A 16410-nucleotide genomic window follows, 5' to 3' on the forward strand; every position below is an offset into this window, starting at 1 on the left:
TTAAAGCAACTCTTTGATTTGTTTTTGAACTTCGTTCTTTGAGGCCTGAAAGTTCACGCGATCCTTATCCATGAATCTTCTTAGATAAAGACGCTTCTTCTTATTAAGCATGCCATAACGAGAAAGTTTTTCAGTTAGCTTCACACTCCAAGCACTAATATCCTTACCAAGTGAATGAATCTCATTTTCAAGCTTTCTTTCATCATTAGATAACTTTGTATTATTGAGGTCATAATTAGATAAAACGATGCTCTGTAAGAGAGGTGCTATATTCTTAGCGTAGCGCTGCTTAAATTCCTTATGAGCAAGCCAGCCACTTTGTTGACTTAGAGAGAGTCGATAGTGAATCGACATTGAAGAAATAATGGCCTCTAAAGTTCTAAGCTTTTCATTAATAGCGGCAATATTCTTTTTAGAAGCTACTGTTTTCTTCTTTTCAACTTTTGTAATCTTCTCAATATATTTTTCGCGAGTTTCAGGAACAAGAAAGACTTTCTTTTCTAAGACTTCACGATTTGAACCACTACCAAATTTACTTTTAATATTATCTAATAAGCCTAAGTAATCATAAATGAATGTTACTGCGTATGCGCCTGGAATAAAGTTTTGACCTTCTTCTAGTGTTAGGTCCTTGAACTCAATAATTCCACCCTCACCGATATTATGGGCCTTAACAAGAACATCACCACGGTGAAACTCATCAGGCTTTCGATGGAGGATTAACTCTACACTCACTCTTTTTTGGAAAGGAAGCTTGATATAGAGAGTAGACATATCCTTATTTACAATTAAGTGAACATCATTAGGGCTAACAGGCTTTTTAAAATCATTTAAAGCGCTAATTGAAATATTTTTTAACTCGACTTCTTTTACCTTAGGGCCTGCGGCCATATAAAAGCTCACAACCACAACAACAGCAATAATAAAGCTTGCCACGACAGTTGAGTAAATCGGGAATTTACTAGGCATCTGTGCCTCTAATTCGACTTCAGTATCCTTGAAATCAAATGAAGAAGTAGAGCCTAGGGCATCTTGGTCATATTCCTGATCGAGTTCTTCACTTAACTCTTCTTCTAAAAGTGGCGGAATATCGTCATCATTAAAATCATCATAGTCATCAAAGGACTTTGCTTCGTGAATAGGAATCTCAGGAAGATCGTGATCATCATCTAATACCTTAGATTCATAATATGACTGGGCCTCGTTGCGGGCAACTTGTATGACAGCAAATACGGGCTTCCAATTCTTGGCCCCTTTGCGCCAACAAAGTTGATAGGATTTAATTAGACCTTTATCATAAAAGTCGATAATATCTTGAGCGTTGAATGGTCCCTTGTTTTTACCGGACTGATTAATATACCAATTTTTTTGCATAGTTATACTTTAAAGGAAGTTACATGGGCTGGAAAGAAATAGATGACAATCTTAACAAAAGAAAATCACAATCTATTGCCACTCGCTTCAAATTTGATGATTTGAAGACACAACAAGCACTTCTTTTAAGTGAGAATGATCTTGGAGTCGTTAGAAATGGTGGACGTCGTGGCGCCTCCCATGGACCGAAAGTCATTCTTTCACAGCTTAAAAAATTTGCCGATCATAATAATTTGCAAGAACTTGGTATCATCAGCGTCGCAAACCAAGGACAATTAGACTTTGATAAAATGCAGTCACAGTCGATTAAGACGATAAAGAATGTTACGGCCAAGAAAATTGTTCACCTAGGCGGTGGCCATGACCATGTCTATCCTCTGGCCATGGGAATTGAACTTAAGAATCCACTTCTCATTAATATTGATGCTCATCTCGATACAAGAAGTGATGATGTCTATCACTCAGGGACACCCTTTCGCCAAGTGGCCAATCAAAAAGAAGTAAAGATTCTTCAAATTGGAATTCACCAATATGCCAACGTTCCTCAAAACTACGAGGGAATGAAGATGGATATTATCGATACAAAGAAACTAAAAGAGCTATCACATACTTTTAGTGATATTAGTTTTATGGATGAGATCTATAAAAATCACGATGGAGATATCCTCTTTAGTATTGACGCTGATGCAATTGCAGCAGCAGATATGCAAGCAGTAAGCGCAGTAAACCACGACGGTATTCCGCTTGAGTTTTTAAGAAAGCTAGTTTCTCAATACAAAGAGAATACTGTTAATAAAAAACAAATTTTAGGAATTTACGAATACAATCCGTTATTTGATGAGCTATCGGCAAAGGACGCACGCGCCCTCGCCTCACTCATTTATGATTTTTTAATTTGATCTTAATTCGATTGTTTTATTCAAGTCAGTTTGCTCATCAGTGATTTTAATAAGCTTGTCCGAGATATCCCATTTTGGGTTATCGACCTTCTTAGAGCCCTCTTGTGCTTTATATGCCCACGGGTAGTCACCTATAAATTGATTTTTCTTTTTATCAAAGATTACGGCATAGTAAATATCGATTAACTGAAACGTTCCTGCTGAACCTGAATAATAAATGATAAGTTCATAATTCTCACCTACTGACTTTGTTTCAGTGACCTTACTCTTACCTGTACGCTTTGTGATCTTGGCCTTAAGTGTTTTTGAGTCCTTCTTCTTTAACCAAAAATCACCTTTGATATTAACAATTGACCAGTCACTCACACCTGCGAATGCAATTGCTTGAAATAAAAATGTCGAAATTAATAATAGCTTTTTCATTATGACCTAAATGGCTTTCTTACCGTCCAATGCCAATCGTCGCCATCAACGATCTTTCCATCAGTATCAATCGGTTTATAAAAAATATGGCGTTGTCTTTTCCAACTCTTTGCAATCTTCTTGCGATCACTTGCATTGTTTTCATTATACATCGGGTTTGGTTGTCTTAGAAGTTCTCCATCAACCTTAACATTTAACTCCCAATTATCTTGGTTTGCTCTAAAGTTGGCCCCCCAAGCATCATTTGTCGGAAGCATCCAGTTAGCATGGTAATGATAAACATGATCAACATCTGGCTTAGGCTTAAAGTCGGCCGTTCCAAACTTCATATAAGCATCAATGGCCGTATCAAACTCCTGATTACGTCCTGGAAGCATCATCTGTCTCCAGTTATCTTCATTATGATTGTACATTGAGAATTGCCAAGGATCTAAAGCAATATCGAGAGCTCTTGTATCACCTTTCTTTCCAGCTCGCGTCGCATCTTCATTCGAATTACGAACACGATTGTCGATAACCTTCATGATCATCATCATCTCTTCAGGATGTCTTTCACCACCATTAATATCACGAACAAGAATCCCCGCTTCACCTTGAGCAGTAAAAACCATTGCTGCAAAATGCTGCTCTTCTGGCCTTAGGTATCGATAAAGATTCTTAAAGATTTGCCCACGATTCGTAAGAGTTCCTTGGCGAGTAATAGAGTTTTGAATACTCTTCATACACTGAGCAAGCTTCGACTTTGACTCACTATCTTGTGCTGATAATGACCCACGATTTTCTAGCACTTCACAACCTGCTTTCCACTTTTGATTATTCGTGATGATATTTTCAGGCTCTTCAAAGATCTCATCAACATAAACAGGGCGTGGCTTAGGTCTAAGACTTGTTGATACAGTATTATCACCACAAGGCTCAACAGGAGGATTTCCAACCTCTCCAATTGTACGATTTAGACGAATATAATTATAGGCCGTTGCCATATCAAGGGCCTCTTTAAGGTATCTCTTTGTTACGTGATAAGTTTTTTCGTGTTCAATTCCATCAACTTCGATCTTAATTTTATAGGCCCAATTATTTTGACCAACAATTCGAACCTTAATGCTCTTATCGCCACCTCTTTTTGGGGCATCAATACGGTGAGAGTAACCAGTTTCGGTATCTAGAACATCAAATGAACGAACAACATCAAATTGAACATCTGTGATTTCCTCATAATTAGGATCTGCTGTACCTGCATATGTACCTGAAATTGCTAGGATACTTAAAAATAATACCAACTTCTTCATCAACTTCCCCATAAGTTTAACGCGACAATACTTATTGTAACACGTTGCGGGAATATTGGTGAAATATGGGCGAAATCTGCTTGTTTATACAAATTTCGCTACCAATTATTTAAGGCATTATTTTATCGAGGTCTTTTTCGTCAGTTAATCCATACTTTAAGAAGTAGACTAAATCGCTTTTTTGAGAATTATTAAGGCGAATAAGGTGATCTTTTAAGATTGTATCTGCGGCATTTTTCTTCTTAAAGTTCATATAGTTATTAGTTTCAACAAATAACTTACGTCCAAAATTCTTAAAGAATGTATTCTCCACCCAAGAACTATCATAAGTATCAATAGACTTTATTCCATTATTATAGTGATCCACTACCTCTTCTAATGTCCCGTAGGCACCAGCGTGAAAGTACGGGCCAGTGAGAGCAATATTTCTTAGAGGCGGAACTCTGAACTGATAACGATCAAAGTCACGTTTTGTTATATTGAATCGACCTTCATCATTCTTTCTAGAGTCATTCTTACCTGGACCAATCTGAGGAGAGGCAACAGAGAAGAACCCGCGACCACCTAGGAGATCACCAGAATGACATGAAAAACAACTACCATTTTCAAAAAAGATCACAGCTCCACGCTTTGCCTTTTGGTTAAGTGCCATGCGCTCACCTCTGAGGTACTTATCCCAACCAGTGTTATATGCGGCAAACTCATGCGTTTCAAAATGGGCAATGGCCTGTCCGAAGTGACCAATATTAAGCTCGGCCTTTGGAGTTTTTGGGAATGCTTCTTTAAAAAGCTTTTGATACTTTGGCATGGCCAATAGTCTCTTCATGACGATCTTCCAAACAGCTTCTTCATTTACAGCGTTGGCAATGTCATTGCTTCCCTTAACCCCTCTCATTTCTTCATGTGAAGTAATTGGAAAAAGAGCTTGGGCGGCAAGGGCACTTCCTAAGTTTTCTGTAATATCCCAACGTTCAGGGTAATCACCATTAAGGGCCTTAACAGGTGTCGTATAAACATCCCAGTCCTTACGGTAGTGAACTCTCCCATCCCAAAAAAGAAATTCGATATTCTTATCCCCTAGGTTATAAAGAGGCTGAGAGTTTCTTGGGATCGCATGGCCATTAACAATTAAGCGCTCACCTGCTTGCCACTTTCCACCTTCACCAATTCCAACAGGAAGCTTATCACCACTTCCAAATTCAGGCCTATGACAATCAGCACAGCTGATATTGCGATTACCAGAAATTTCTTTCTCATTAAAGAGTTCTTGTCCCAATTTGAAAATTTGAGGATTCCTCCCCTTAGGTTTTTCAACGGCCTTTAATCTAAAGTCACTAATATAGCGTTTTAGCTTGATATCAAGTTGATCGGCCTGGGCCGCAAAAGCACCCAGAACGATTGTGAGGATAAATAATGTTTTCATTTTGTGTGTGTCCCAAAAAATTAATTTTCAAAATATTAGGAAAGAGTGTTTGATACGTCAAACTTTTAACTTCCTAAATCTTACACGACTTAAACTTATCCTTAAAAAGAAGAATTAAATCGTGTGGCATAAGTCCAAAAGATAAAAGAGTATCATTAAAGCACTTAAGCTTAATTCTTCCGTAATCCTTTTCAATTGAAGCCTTAAGTCCCCTAATTTTTTTTAATCCGTGGTAGTAAGCCGTTGCTTGCCCCGGAGATCTATATGCATAACGCTGAAACTCAAGCATTGACATTTCTTTTGAAACACCAAGCTTATTGTGAAAAACCTCAACGACATCTTCAGCACTCGCCATTCCAAGTTGTACACTTGGGTCAAGAAAGTAGCGAGCAATACGCCAAAGTCTCATTTCAAGGCCTGCAAACTTCTCTTCTAAAGTTAGATAATCATAAACAAGATCTTCCGCATATAATGCCCATCCCTCTACATTCACAGAATTCATTGCATAACGTGCGCGAATTAAGGAAGTCTTCTCTTCAAGCATACGACTAAATTGTAGATCATGCCCTGGTCTCCCCTCATGTGCAGTTAGAACAGTTGCAGCACTTTCATAAGAGAAGTCATCAAAAGGAAGGCTTCCTGTTGAAGACGTCGGTACAACAAACTCAGGCTTAATACTTCCGTCGTTTCCAATTAGTGGCGGAGGATTTAAGTGAGGAACAGGTTGCGCTCTCGATTCAGCATCCCCGGCCATTCGAATCACTAACTTCTGCTTAGGTAGTGAAACAAGATCATTTTCTGCAATTATTTTTTCCAACTTATCTGCAGCTCTTTCATAAAGCCTCTGAACATCATCAAGCTTTGTTACCTGCTTCTTCTTTAGAAATGTAATAACCGAAAGAGGATCTTCTTTTTTTAGATTATTTTTCTTTGCAATTTGAGATGCTAATTTCTGGTATTCTTTATAAAGCTCATCAAAGTCTTTCTTTCCAATTTTAATTAACTCATCCGCACCAATATCAACACCAGCATCACCTAAGGCAATTTGATATAGCTCTTTTGGTAAATTTGGATTTTGTCGTGCATGTGGAAGAATTTCGCTTCTTATGAATGCATCATACTCAAGAACTTGTTTTTGAAATAATTCATATTCCTTCTGCCAATCAGTACGGCCACTTGATTCAAGCAGTTGCTTTACTCCTGCAACGTAGGCCGGAGAATTTTCGAGGTTCTTTGTAACTTCCCCTATGAATGGATAAATTTTATCTTTATAAAGAGCAAGGTATCGCTTCTCTTCACTAAGCATTCCCATTACATAAGACTTCTTACCTTTTTCAGACATATAGTATTTAAAGCGATCAACCCCTGCTTCCTTTCGATGCTTTGGAGATTGAGGATTAATTAAGCCAAAAAGTGATTGATAGATTGATTCAGAAACATTAGAAGCACCGATAACTCCAAGACGTCTTGAAGTATCAACTCGATTCTTCATTCTCTTGATAACACTTAGAAGAATCTCATAATCTACCTTAAGGTTACCTAACTCAGTTTTCTCTTCTAGTTTCTCTAGTTTTTCAATCCACTGAATGAATAACTTATCATAAGCTTCATCCAGCTCCATTCGGGGGTTTGTCCCTAACTTATCATATTGTTCATAACCAAATGATGAGCCTATTTCAGGATTTAAATCAGAAAGCGCAAATGTAAACTCTTCGGCCAGTTTATCTGACGTTACTCCCCAGTCTTCTTCCTTTTGAGAAAAGCACGAAGTAATAATTAATAAAGATAGAAAGATTAAGTAGTTAAACTTTTGCATTATGACCCTTAGGAAAATATTTAGATTAGAAAAGTTTAATTGCTAGGTACTGGAGTGTCTAGGTTCGGTATTGGGTTTGTTGGTTTGCTGGTTTACTGGTTTACTGGAATTGCTAACTTCACTTCGTGAAGTGTTGCGGTTGGGTGGTAGGAGTTATTGGATGGCCAAAGTTGCTAACTTCACTTCGTGAAGTGTTGCGATTGGGTGGTAACTTGGTAAGGGTGATTCCTAGATTGCAAAGTTGGTTCACCTGACCTCCCATACTGGTCGGTCGGCGTTGTTCAGCGTCATTTTGCCATCGTGGCAAATGCCGCTTCCAAAAAAAAGCCGGATCAGGGATCCGGCTTCTTAAAGAGAGACATTTTGACGGAGTGAAAAAATCCTTTCTTCTGCTCCAACACACACACGTTTATATATAAGCAAGGCCCGTGCCAACTTTTACAAGTCATTGACGCGTCGAAAAGACTCTGATTTTATATAAAGATAAGAAATGACGGTGTCATATTCATGACTGACACACATTGTCTTTGTGTTATTAAATTGACTTCACTGACTTTAGAAAGCGAGAAAGTTTCATCATGCCAATGTCACAAGCTTCCGTTTCATCCTCTGCGTTAAAAACTTGATCCACATGTTTGAAAATCTTTTTTGTTTCTTTATAGACGATTGCAATATCTGCATTGAATCCTCGAGATGTTTTATTAACTTCAATCTGGCCAATGAGATTGTCATTATTTTGTAAAGTTACATAAAAATCTTTCGGATAATCGTTTTGTTTCATATACTTGATTTATCTAATTCAAAGGAGAAAGACAATGAAATTTATTATTGCTGGGCTCCTCTTTTCTAGTATGACATTTGCAAATTGTTACGAAGTAAGTAATGCGAATACGAAGATAAAGTGGGAAGCCTACAAGACTGCTAAGAAAGTCGGTGTAAAAGGTGAATTTAAGAAATTCGACATTAAGGCAACTAAAAAACAAGGTAAGATCGAAGAGCTTATTCGTGGTGCACGTTTCACTATCGACGTAAACTCTGTACACACAAAAGATAAATCTCGTGATGCTAAGATTGAAAAATTCTTCTTTCAAGACATGAAGATTTCAGGTGTTGTAAATAAAGTAGATAGCAACTACCTATATGTTGATATGACTTTAGCAGGAAAGACTGTGAAGGTTCCAATGAAGTATGACATTGAAGATGGTGAACTAGAAGCAGAAGGAACAATTGATGTTCTTGACTTTGCTCTAGGGAAAAATCTTTCGGCCATTAATAAGGCATGTCTAGCTCTACACGAAGGCAAAACTTGGAACGTTGTTCAGGTTGAAATCGAATCTAAGTTCTCAAAGTGTAAATAATATACCCGATTGTGGGTAAAGAACGTGAACCCTCACTAACTTTGCCCGCATCTTTTTGTGATTAACTCAATTAACTATCATACTCCCTCTAAGTTCAGGGTCGAACCCTATTTAAGTAAGCTTGGAGGCATATTTGAAAAAGATAGCAACACTATTACTTTCACTAGTAATAAACCTTACCTATGCACAGGTAAATGAAATTTCAATTGAAGAAGCTTCTTTTCTTGATTCCCTATCAAAGAATTTTAAATTTCTTTATTTAAATTCAACTTATACAGAGATGAATGCAAAGAATAGAGATGGCTTCACAATGGATCACCTTTTCTACTTTCGTTACAACTTAACAAAGAATCAAAATATTCGTTGGGTTCCTGTATACACTCAATCAATTGGACAAGAAGGAAAGAAAACTCTTCAAGGTGAGTACGCTTACTCTTCATTAAGGTGGTATGTAAACAACATCCTTACAGAAGATAAGCATGGTATTAACTTAAACTTTCAAAATAGAAATTATATTTTTGATGGCGAGGATCGCAACGGTGGTTATGACTCTTATCACAGGGCCTACTTCCTATCATCAAAAACAGTTGCGGACGGAAAACTAACTCTAGAAGCAAATACTTACTTGCAGGTTTATAACAAGAACGGAAGGAATCCTAATGCAAACACATGGCGTACAATGTTTGGAACTTTTGCTTTTTACAACTTTAATGACAACTGGTCTCTTGGCTTTGGTGGCGAGTGGTATACTGACCACAGAGACGGTGAAAGAAAATCAGGAGACGATCGATTCGTAGCTTGGCTTCCTTATTTAAGATATGCCAAGGGTGATGGCTTTGTTGAACTTTATGCAACATATACAGCTGCCCAATCAGGAGATAGTGACCACGCTCTTATCATTGATGACTTTCATAAAAATGGAACATTAACTCTCGATATCGGTTATTACTTCTTCTAAATCTTAACAGAATCTCAACTTTGCAAGTGGGGAGGATCTTGTTATTTTCTTTGAGAACACAAGAACAATATCCTCTCCACTTAATTACATATGCATAGAGTAATCAGGTTTAGAGAACACACTCGCGGCAAGACCCCTGAAACTTGCCGCGATTCCATTTCAACTTTTCTCTTTTCATTCGGTCAATTAATTGTTACTACAAATAAAATTTAGATATATCTGTAGGGGGATATAAAGTTTACTTCACTAGAGCGTTCGCTTTTAGTGTGCCGTTATATACTTAATCCAACTACATATTAAATTACATATTCTTTTTAGAGCTCAGGTACGCGAGCCTGAGTTCTATTTCTCTAAGTATCTGGCGTGGCACTTGTGTCACGTCTTTTCTTCAAGACAGTATTCAAATCTTAACAGAAACCAAACTTTTCTTTTGAGTCTTTGGTTGGTACTTAACCAGCATAAACAAACTTGGAGATTATTATGAAACTTGTTATCGCATTATTTGTTACACTTTCAGCTTTCGCTAACACTTACCAACTTTCAAACACAGTTGCTTCTGAAGCTAGCTATGACTACAAAGCTCTTGAAACAATCACTCTTACAGATGTTGAGCACCTAAACTCTGACATCTTCGCAAGAACTGTAACTTTTAGAGCAGTATTTAACGGTGAACTAAAGTCTTTCACAGGAAAGATCGTCGAGCGTGAAGTAGTTGGTTCAGATTACCTATATAAAGTTCAAGGATCTCTAGATAGAGACGTTGTTGCTAACGGTTACCGTTGTGACGAATTCGAAGCATTCAACTATGTTTTCGATGCGCAGCTTGAAGTTAACTTTGAAGCAAAGTACAGAGAAGTAAAAATCACAAAAGTTTCATTACTTAGAGAGTATAGCTACGACATCTGTCACGACAGAAAAGAGTCAACAATTACTCCATACATCCTAAAATAATTCAATACTTCTAAGCGACACTTCGGTGTCGCTTTTTTTTGCGATGGGCGCAAGCCCTAGCAGCGACGAGCGCAGCTCAAGCAAAGGCGATGGACGAAGTCCTAGCAGCGACGAGCACAGCTCAAGCAAAGCGATGGGCGCAAGCCCTAGCCACCGGCGAAGCCGTAAACAAATTCAAAATTTAATTAAGGGTGCTAACTCGTTAAAGCTTGCTGTGAATGCTGATGCAAGACGAGGGAAGGTGTGGTCTGCCACACCGACCGAAGTCAAGCGCAGCAGACGGAGTGAGACCTAAAGAATTAAAAGAAGCCACCGCCCCATGGGCCGCCTTTTTTGCGTTTCTTCTTAGGTTTCCCACCAAGCCCAGGAAGATTCGGCATTCCACCTCCCCCCATTCCTGGCATACCAGGCATCCCCGGCATTCCTCCACCTTTCATCATTTGAGAAAGTCCACCCATCATCTGCTCCATCTGCTTAAACTTAGCAATGAAGTCACGAACCTGAGCCTCAGTATTACCTGAACCTTTTGCAATTCGTTTAATGTGAGAGTCTTTCATGATCTTATAATTGTCGCGCTCTTTCTTTGTCATCGAGTTGATGATAACGCGCATTCTTTTCATTTCATTTTCAGCAGGTGTTAAGTCACCTACTTGCTTAAGCATACCACCCATACCAGGGATCATTTTCATGATTGATGCCATCGAACCTAAGTTCTTCATCATATCCATTTGCTTCATGAAGTCGTTAACAGAGAATTTTCCTTTCTCTAAACGCTTCATCATGCCTTCAGCATCATCCTTATCAATTGCAGCTTCTGCTTTTTCAACTAGAGTTAGAACGTCTCCCATATCAAGGATTCGCCCAGCAAGACGATCTGGGTGAAAGAGTTCAAGATCTTTCATCTTCTCACCAGTTGAGATGAACTTGATTGGAACACCTGTTACGTGCTTGATTGATAGTGCGGCACCACCACGAGCATCAGAGTCCATTTTTGAAAGAACAACACCAGTAAGTCCTACCGCCTCGTGAAAGCTCTTAGCTACGTTTACGGCCTCTTGACCAGTCATTGCATCCGCAACCATTAGAACTTCAGGATTAAGTCCCTCTAGGCTTTGGCGAACTTCTTTGATTTGTCCCATTAGCTCTTCATCAACGTGAAGACGTCCGGCCGTATCAATGATAACAACTTCTTTACCATGCTCTTTTGCGTAGGCCATGGCATCTGCAGCGATATCTTTAGGATGCTTTCCAAGGTCTGAATCGAACCAGTCCATATTCATTGACTTAGCAAGAGTGATTAGCTGGTCCTTGGCAGCAGGTCTGAAAGTATCGGCAGGAACAAGAAGAACGTTCTTCTTTTCTTTCTTTGTTAGGAAAAGTGAAAGCTTACCAGAGAAAGTTGTCTTACCTTGACCGTTTAGACCAACAACAAGAATTGGAGTGATACCGCCCTCAACATAGTTAAGCTCAGTATTCTTATCCCCCATCGTTTTTGCAAGTTCATCGTGAACGATCTTAATGAATTGCTCTTCAGGGTTAACACCTTTGATAACCTTTTCACCAAGAGCTTCTTCTTTAACGTTGTTGATGAAATTCTTTACAACCTTAAAGTTAACATCAGCTTCTAGGAGCGCAGTCTTTACAAGTTTTAGAGTATCTTCAATATTGCTTTCAGTAATCTTTCCCTTACCCGAGATATTCTTAAACGCTTCTGAAAACTTATCACTTAAATTATCAAACATTCTTGTCGTCCTTATTTTATTTTATTCAAAATTATTTCTAAACATTCACTTGGGTGCGTGGCCCAGTAGTCAGCACTATGATCGCCAAAGCCATCTTTCGTGATTCCACTCTCCCAAAGAGCGCCAATTGATTCAACACCAAAGCCTCTTGCACCTTGCGTATCCGTGTAGCTATCACCAATCATCATAATCTTATTCTTTGGCAAATCTTCAAGCATCTCACTTAGCCCCTGAGGGTGTGGCTTAGGAGTCGTATCATCAAGACAGCGAAGTTCCAAGAAGTGCTGAAGTACATTTTGGTCATCTAAGATTCTAAGAGTTGACCTGCGATCACGTGCCGTCCAAACATAGAGTTGGAATTCGTGATCGAGAAGATCTAAGATTAGCTTCTTCATCCCGTCAAAGAGCTTGTAGTTATTGCTCTGCTTTGCTGTCACTTCTTTCCAAGTCGTCATAAGCTTGTTTCTCTGTAGCTCAGAGTTAACTGGATCAAGGCCAAATTGATTTGCCGTATAAACAAGGTCTGGTCCATATTTTGAACGGGCCTCATCAATCGATACCTCACGATTTAAAATAATCGTCATCATCTCGGCCACGGCACAAATAACGGCCTCTTTAGATGAAACTAAAGTTCCGTCACAATCAAAAACAATATATCCTCTTGGATTCTCAAAAAACATTAGTAATTATTTCCAAATTATTGAAATATGTTGACCTAATTCTAGCTACTTGCTAAATAAACGCATGGCCAATAATCGCACTTTTTCACCATCTCTTCAAGCTAAGATTGACACTCTAATGGCACGTCGCCCAAAGGTCAAACTTGGTAATATTTCATTTGATTCACCACTTTTATTAGCACCGATGAGTAGTATTTGTACCGCTCCATATCGTTTATTGATGGAAGAGCTAGGATGCGGTGGGACAGTAAGTGAGCTCGTAAGCTGTCACGGAATCAATTACAAGAATGAAAAGACGGTGAAGATGCTTGAGATTCACCCACGTGAAAAGAATATTGGACTTCAACTCTTTGGTGAAGACGGCTCCGCAATGGCCGAGGCCGCAAAAGTGGCCGAAGAAAGAGAGCCAAAGTTTATCGACATCAATATGGGTTGCCCAGTTCGTAAAGTTGTAACAAAGGGTGGTGGTTCCGCTCTTCTAAAAGATACATCAAAGCTTGGAAAATTCTTTAATCAAATGAAGAACGCTATTGAAGTTCCTCTTACAATTAAGATCAGAACTGGTTGGGACGAGAATTCAATTAATGCCCAAGAGGTTATTCATATTGCCAAAGAAGAAGGCGTTGAATTCGTTGCTATTCACGGTAGAACAAGAACTCAGGCCTATAAAGGATCTGCAAATTGGGATCTACTTGAGAGTATTGCAGAGACTTCTCCCCTGCCAATTATTGGTAACGGAGACCTTCACTCTGCGCCTCTGACAAAGCAGCGTCTCATGGCAACTCGTTGCCAGGCACTGATGTTAGGACGTGGACCTCTTAGAAATCCATTTATATTCCTAGAAAGCTTCTTAAATGAAGATGATGATATCAGCTTCACTCCAAGTGACTACCTTGAAGTCATCGAGAGATTTCGTGATTATATGGAAGAGTACACTGATCGCGAAAGAACAGTTCTTATCACCCTTAGAAAGAATATCGTTTGGATGGCCGCAGGCTTCCCAAATGTAACTCACTTTAGAAATGTAATGTTCCAAACACCTGATATCGAAGAAACGATGAAGGTAACACGTGAATATTTCGATGCCATAAAAAATGATCATAAGAAATTAGATCTAACTCAGGCCTTTATGGCCGGAGGACACGGCTAAGACTCCGAAATCACTTCTCATACTAAAGTTTTCCACTTGAAATGTCGAAGAGGCGTAAGTGGAGATAGTGTAAATTACTTTATACTTAATTTTAGAGATGAAGAGACTTTTCAAAAACATTTTCAATACAGTACTCATTAGTACGTTAGCCTTCAATGCGACGGCTTCAGATATGTGTACAGACCTTGAAACTGAAATCTCTGCCATTCACGCAAAACAAGACCAAATGAAGAAAGACGATAAGGCGGACTCTCCTACTCTTATCGAACTCAAAAAAATTCGCGACGCTCAAATGGCCCAAGTCGTTGCCCTAAGAGCACTAAAGAAAATTCGCAATGAATACCTAAGCTTTAAAAAAGAAGCAGAAGTTCTAGATGTCGCAAAGTTATTTGATACAAATACGGCCGAGGCCTTAAAAGAGCTTGAAACTCATACTCAGGCAGTCACAAAATATGCTGTCATTCATTCGACAGTGTCAGCACTAGCAAAGAAGCAGGCCGCAAGTATTGCTGAGAATAACAAAGAAGAGAATGCTTTTGTAAAACTCTTTAATCACTTAAAGGACGGAAACGGAAAAGATCTCTTCTCTTATGTTAAGTCTGCGTGTCGAGGAAAGGACGCTAGTGTACAAAAAGAATGTGAGGTCTTTAATGATTTTACAAATAACTTCGAAATGGATCAAGGCTATGAAGATATGGCCAAGGATACGATTAATAATTATGGTGTTATCCTGCAAAAGATTTACGCCGGAAGCGCAACTGAAAATGATGCAAATGATTTCCTAGAGGCTCACCTAGAAGCTCTTAAGGACGATACTGTAAACATTGCCTTAACAACGACAAAAGAAGGAACACCTTCAATAAAAATCAACACATCAGGAAATAGCTTAAATCTCCTCTCTCATAATGATCAGCTTAAGCACTACTATGAGAATACTATTTTAAAGCTGTACGAAGAAACTTTTGACCATAATGATGACCCTAATATTTTCAATACTCAACAAGGCTCATACGCTTCATTCTACTTAGATAGTGGAATCTCTGATCAGTCATTTAGTGATCTATCAACAGCACTAACTGGCCTTAAAAGTTGTCGTATTAAAATCAAAGAGTGTGATGCAAGTGGTGACCTTGAAAAAATCAAGAATGCTATTAACGACTCTAGGGCGGCAATTGGAAATTACAATACACTTGAAAGTATCTCTCTATACCCGAGTGAAGAAGAAAAGCAGGCAGATAAAAAGAGAAGAGATGACCTAAAAAATGACATTCACTCTTTCTTAAAAGATGCTAGTGACAAGGTCGAGGCCTTAAATAAAACAAGTAAGAGTAATCACAACTTTGGTCAAATCTTAGCGGATAACCTTGCAGAGCTTTGTCCTGGAACACCAGGAGCTTCAACAACAGATATTCTCTATGGTTGTGTTGAAAGTGAGTTGAATGACGAAGCTTTAAATCAAAAAATCAAAGAACGTGAAGAGGCCCTAGGCGACGTTGAAAAACAGATAGCGACGATTTTCACAACAAGGCCAATGAAGGATTTAGAAGTTCTAAAAGCCTTAAACTTAAAAACATATAAGCTAAACTGTAGTGGCTTTAAAGAAGCTAATATCTCTTGTATGCCAACGCTCGAAACTGGTAATGAAGGTATTTCAATTCTCACAAAATTAAGTGATGGAATGGATGACAAGTTAATCACAGAGGACTACTCTCGCTACTTCTACGGTGAGCAAGAGCCAAATGATTATCGTATGACAGATCGATACCTACAAGATTACTGCCACAAGAAGAAGAATAAACGCTGTAGTGGTGCTGTGGTTGAGAATGGAGCTAATGGTAACGACGAAGACAATCGTGGCGATGAATTCGATTACGCCTGTCGTGCCCTACACGTTCGAACTTGTAACCTAAAGAAGAACTCATTTGCTCATAGTAGTGTTCAACTTGAAAGTAACGAGTATTTTGACTGGGATCCAGTCTCTGAAAGAATGGTGAAAAGAAAGCATAGAAAGAGCTTCTGGCCTCAAGTTGCCATGTATGCTGCTCAAAATTCTTATGCCTTCATCGGTCCGATGATTTCAACACAACAGCTTAGGGCCCAAATTCCAGGCCATATCTACACAGGTCGCGTGCAACAGCAACAACTCGCCTACCAACAACAATACTATGATTGGTATATGAATAAGCTCGACCTCTCTAGACAGAGGATGTTTAGCGGGAGCAACAATCCGTTCTATAGCTCCTATGATTTTTATGCCAATTATGGCTACAGCTTCTAACTGGCCCTAAATCGCACAAATTCTTGTCGTCTAAATTAGTTTCACCTCTAAACAAGAGGGTTTCAAACC

General features: G+C 38.8%; 14 protein-coding genes. 6 read left to right on the forward strand and 8 right to left on the reverse strand.

Annotated elements, in window-relative coordinates; all coding sequences use genetic code 11:
- Positions 1-1374, reverse strand: a complete 1374-nt coding sequence (locus ABMA78_RS01115; RefSeq protein ID WP_392856210.1) for a DUF4339 domain-containing protein — start codon at positions 1372-1374, stop codon at positions 1-3.
- Positions 1375-1397: 23 nt separating this feature from the next.
- Here ABMA78_RS01115 and ABMA78_RS01120 point away from each other — a divergent pair, with 23 nt between their 5' ends.
- A complete protein-coding gene (locus ABMA78_RS01120; RefSeq protein WP_392856213.1) occupies positions 1398-2273 on the forward strand; it encodes an arginase family protein in 876 nt (291 codons plus the stop codon).
- On the opposite strand, the gene ABMA78_RS01125 is transcribed toward ABMA78_RS01120, so the two are convergent.
- The 5 genes from ABMA78_RS01125 to ABMA78_RS01145 form a co-directional block, all read right to left on the reverse strand.
- Positions 2265-2696: a hypothetical protein gene (locus tag ABMA78_RS01125; protein ID WP_392856215.1), complete on the reverse strand. Its 432-nt coding sequence runs from the start codon at positions 2694-2696 to the stop codon at positions 2265-2267. The genes ABMA78_RS01120 and ABMA78_RS01125 overlap by 9 nt on opposite strands.
- Positions 2696-3985: a hypothetical protein gene (locus ABMA78_RS01130; RefSeq protein WP_392856217.1), complete on the reverse strand. Its 1290-nt coding sequence runs from the start codon at positions 3983-3985 to the stop codon at positions 2696-2698. The genes ABMA78_RS01125 and ABMA78_RS01130 overlap by 1 nt, the downstream gene beginning before the upstream one ends.
- A 109-nt stretch (positions 3986-4094) precedes the next feature.
- Positions 4095-5408: a cytochrome-c peroxidase gene (locus ABMA78_RS01135; protein ID WP_392856218.1), complete on the reverse strand. Its 1314-nt coding sequence runs from the start codon at positions 5406-5408 to the stop codon at positions 4095-4097.
- A 73-nt stretch (positions 5409-5481) separates the two neighbouring features.
- Positions 5482-7224, reverse strand: coding sequence for a DUF885 domain-containing protein (locus ABMA78_RS01140; RefSeq protein ID WP_392856221.1), 1743 nt, complete (start codon positions 7222-7224; stop codon positions 5482-5484).
- A gap of 535 nt (positions 7225-7759) precedes the next feature.
- Positions 7760-8005: a hypothetical protein gene (locus ABMA78_RS01145; RefSeq protein ID WP_021266900.1), complete on the reverse strand. Its 246-nt coding sequence runs from the start codon at positions 8003-8005 to the stop codon at positions 7760-7762.
- Positions 8006-8039: 34 nt separating this feature from the next.
- Between ABMA78_RS01145 and ABMA78_RS01150 the strand changes: the two genes are divergently transcribed.
- The 3 genes from ABMA78_RS01150 (at position 8040) to ABMA78_RS01160 (ending at position 10491) form a co-directional block, all read left to right on the forward strand.
- On the forward strand, positions 8040-8582 hold the full coding sequence (locus ABMA78_RS01150; RefSeq protein WP_021267069.1) for a YceI family protein: 543 nt from the start codon (positions 8040-8042) through the stop codon (positions 8580-8582).
- A gap of 133 nt (positions 8583-8715) precedes the next feature.
- The gene (locus ABMA78_RS01155) at positions 8716-9540 is read left to right on the forward strand and encodes a hypothetical protein (RefSeq protein WP_392856223.1); all 825 of its coding nucleotides are present in this window, start codon (positions 8716-8718) and stop codon (positions 9538-9540) included.
- Between the two features lie 480 nt (positions 9541-10020).
- Complete coding sequence (locus ABMA78_RS01160; protein ID WP_392856224.1) at positions 10021-10491, forward strand: hypothetical protein; 471 nt, start codon at positions 10021-10023, stop codon at positions 10489-10491.
- A 299-nt stretch (positions 10492-10790) separates the two neighbouring features.
- On the opposite strand, the gene ffh is transcribed toward ABMA78_RS01160, so the two are convergent.
- Together ffh and ABMA78_RS01170 are read right to left on the reverse strand one after the other, a co-directional pair.
- The gene (gene ffh / locus ABMA78_RS01165; RefSeq protein ID WP_392856227.1) at positions 10791-12233 is read right to left on the reverse strand and encodes a signal recognition particle protein; all 1443 of its coding nucleotides are present in this window, start codon (positions 12231-12233) and stop codon (positions 10791-10793) included.
- Between the two features lie 11 nt (positions 12234-12244).
- Positions 12245-12913 (reverse strand): HAD family hydrolase, encoded by a 669-nt coding sequence (locus tag ABMA78_RS01170; protein ID WP_392856230.1) that lies wholly within the window; start codon positions 12911-12913, stop codon positions 12245-12247.
- Positions 12914-12977: 64 nt separating this feature from the next.
- On the opposite strand from ABMA78_RS01170, the gene ABMA78_RS01175 reads away from it, so the two are divergent.
- Entirely contained in the window at positions 12978-14063 is a 1086-nt protein-coding gene (locus ABMA78_RS01175; RefSeq protein ID WP_392856233.1) for a tRNA dihydrouridine synthase, read from the forward strand.
- A 97-nt stretch (positions 14064-14160) separates the two neighbouring features.
- Positions 14161-16341 (forward strand): hypothetical protein, encoded by a 2181-nt coding sequence (locus tag ABMA78_RS01180; protein ID WP_392856235.1) that lies wholly within the window; start codon positions 14161-14163, stop codon positions 16339-16341.
- The last annotated feature ends 69 nt before the right edge of the window (positions 16342-16410 follow it).

The organism is Halobacteriovorax sp. RZ-2 (assembly GCF_043196685.1).
Lineage (GTDB): Bacteria > Bdellovibrionota > Bacteriovoracia > Bacteriovoracales > Bacteriovoracaceae > Halobacteriovorax_A.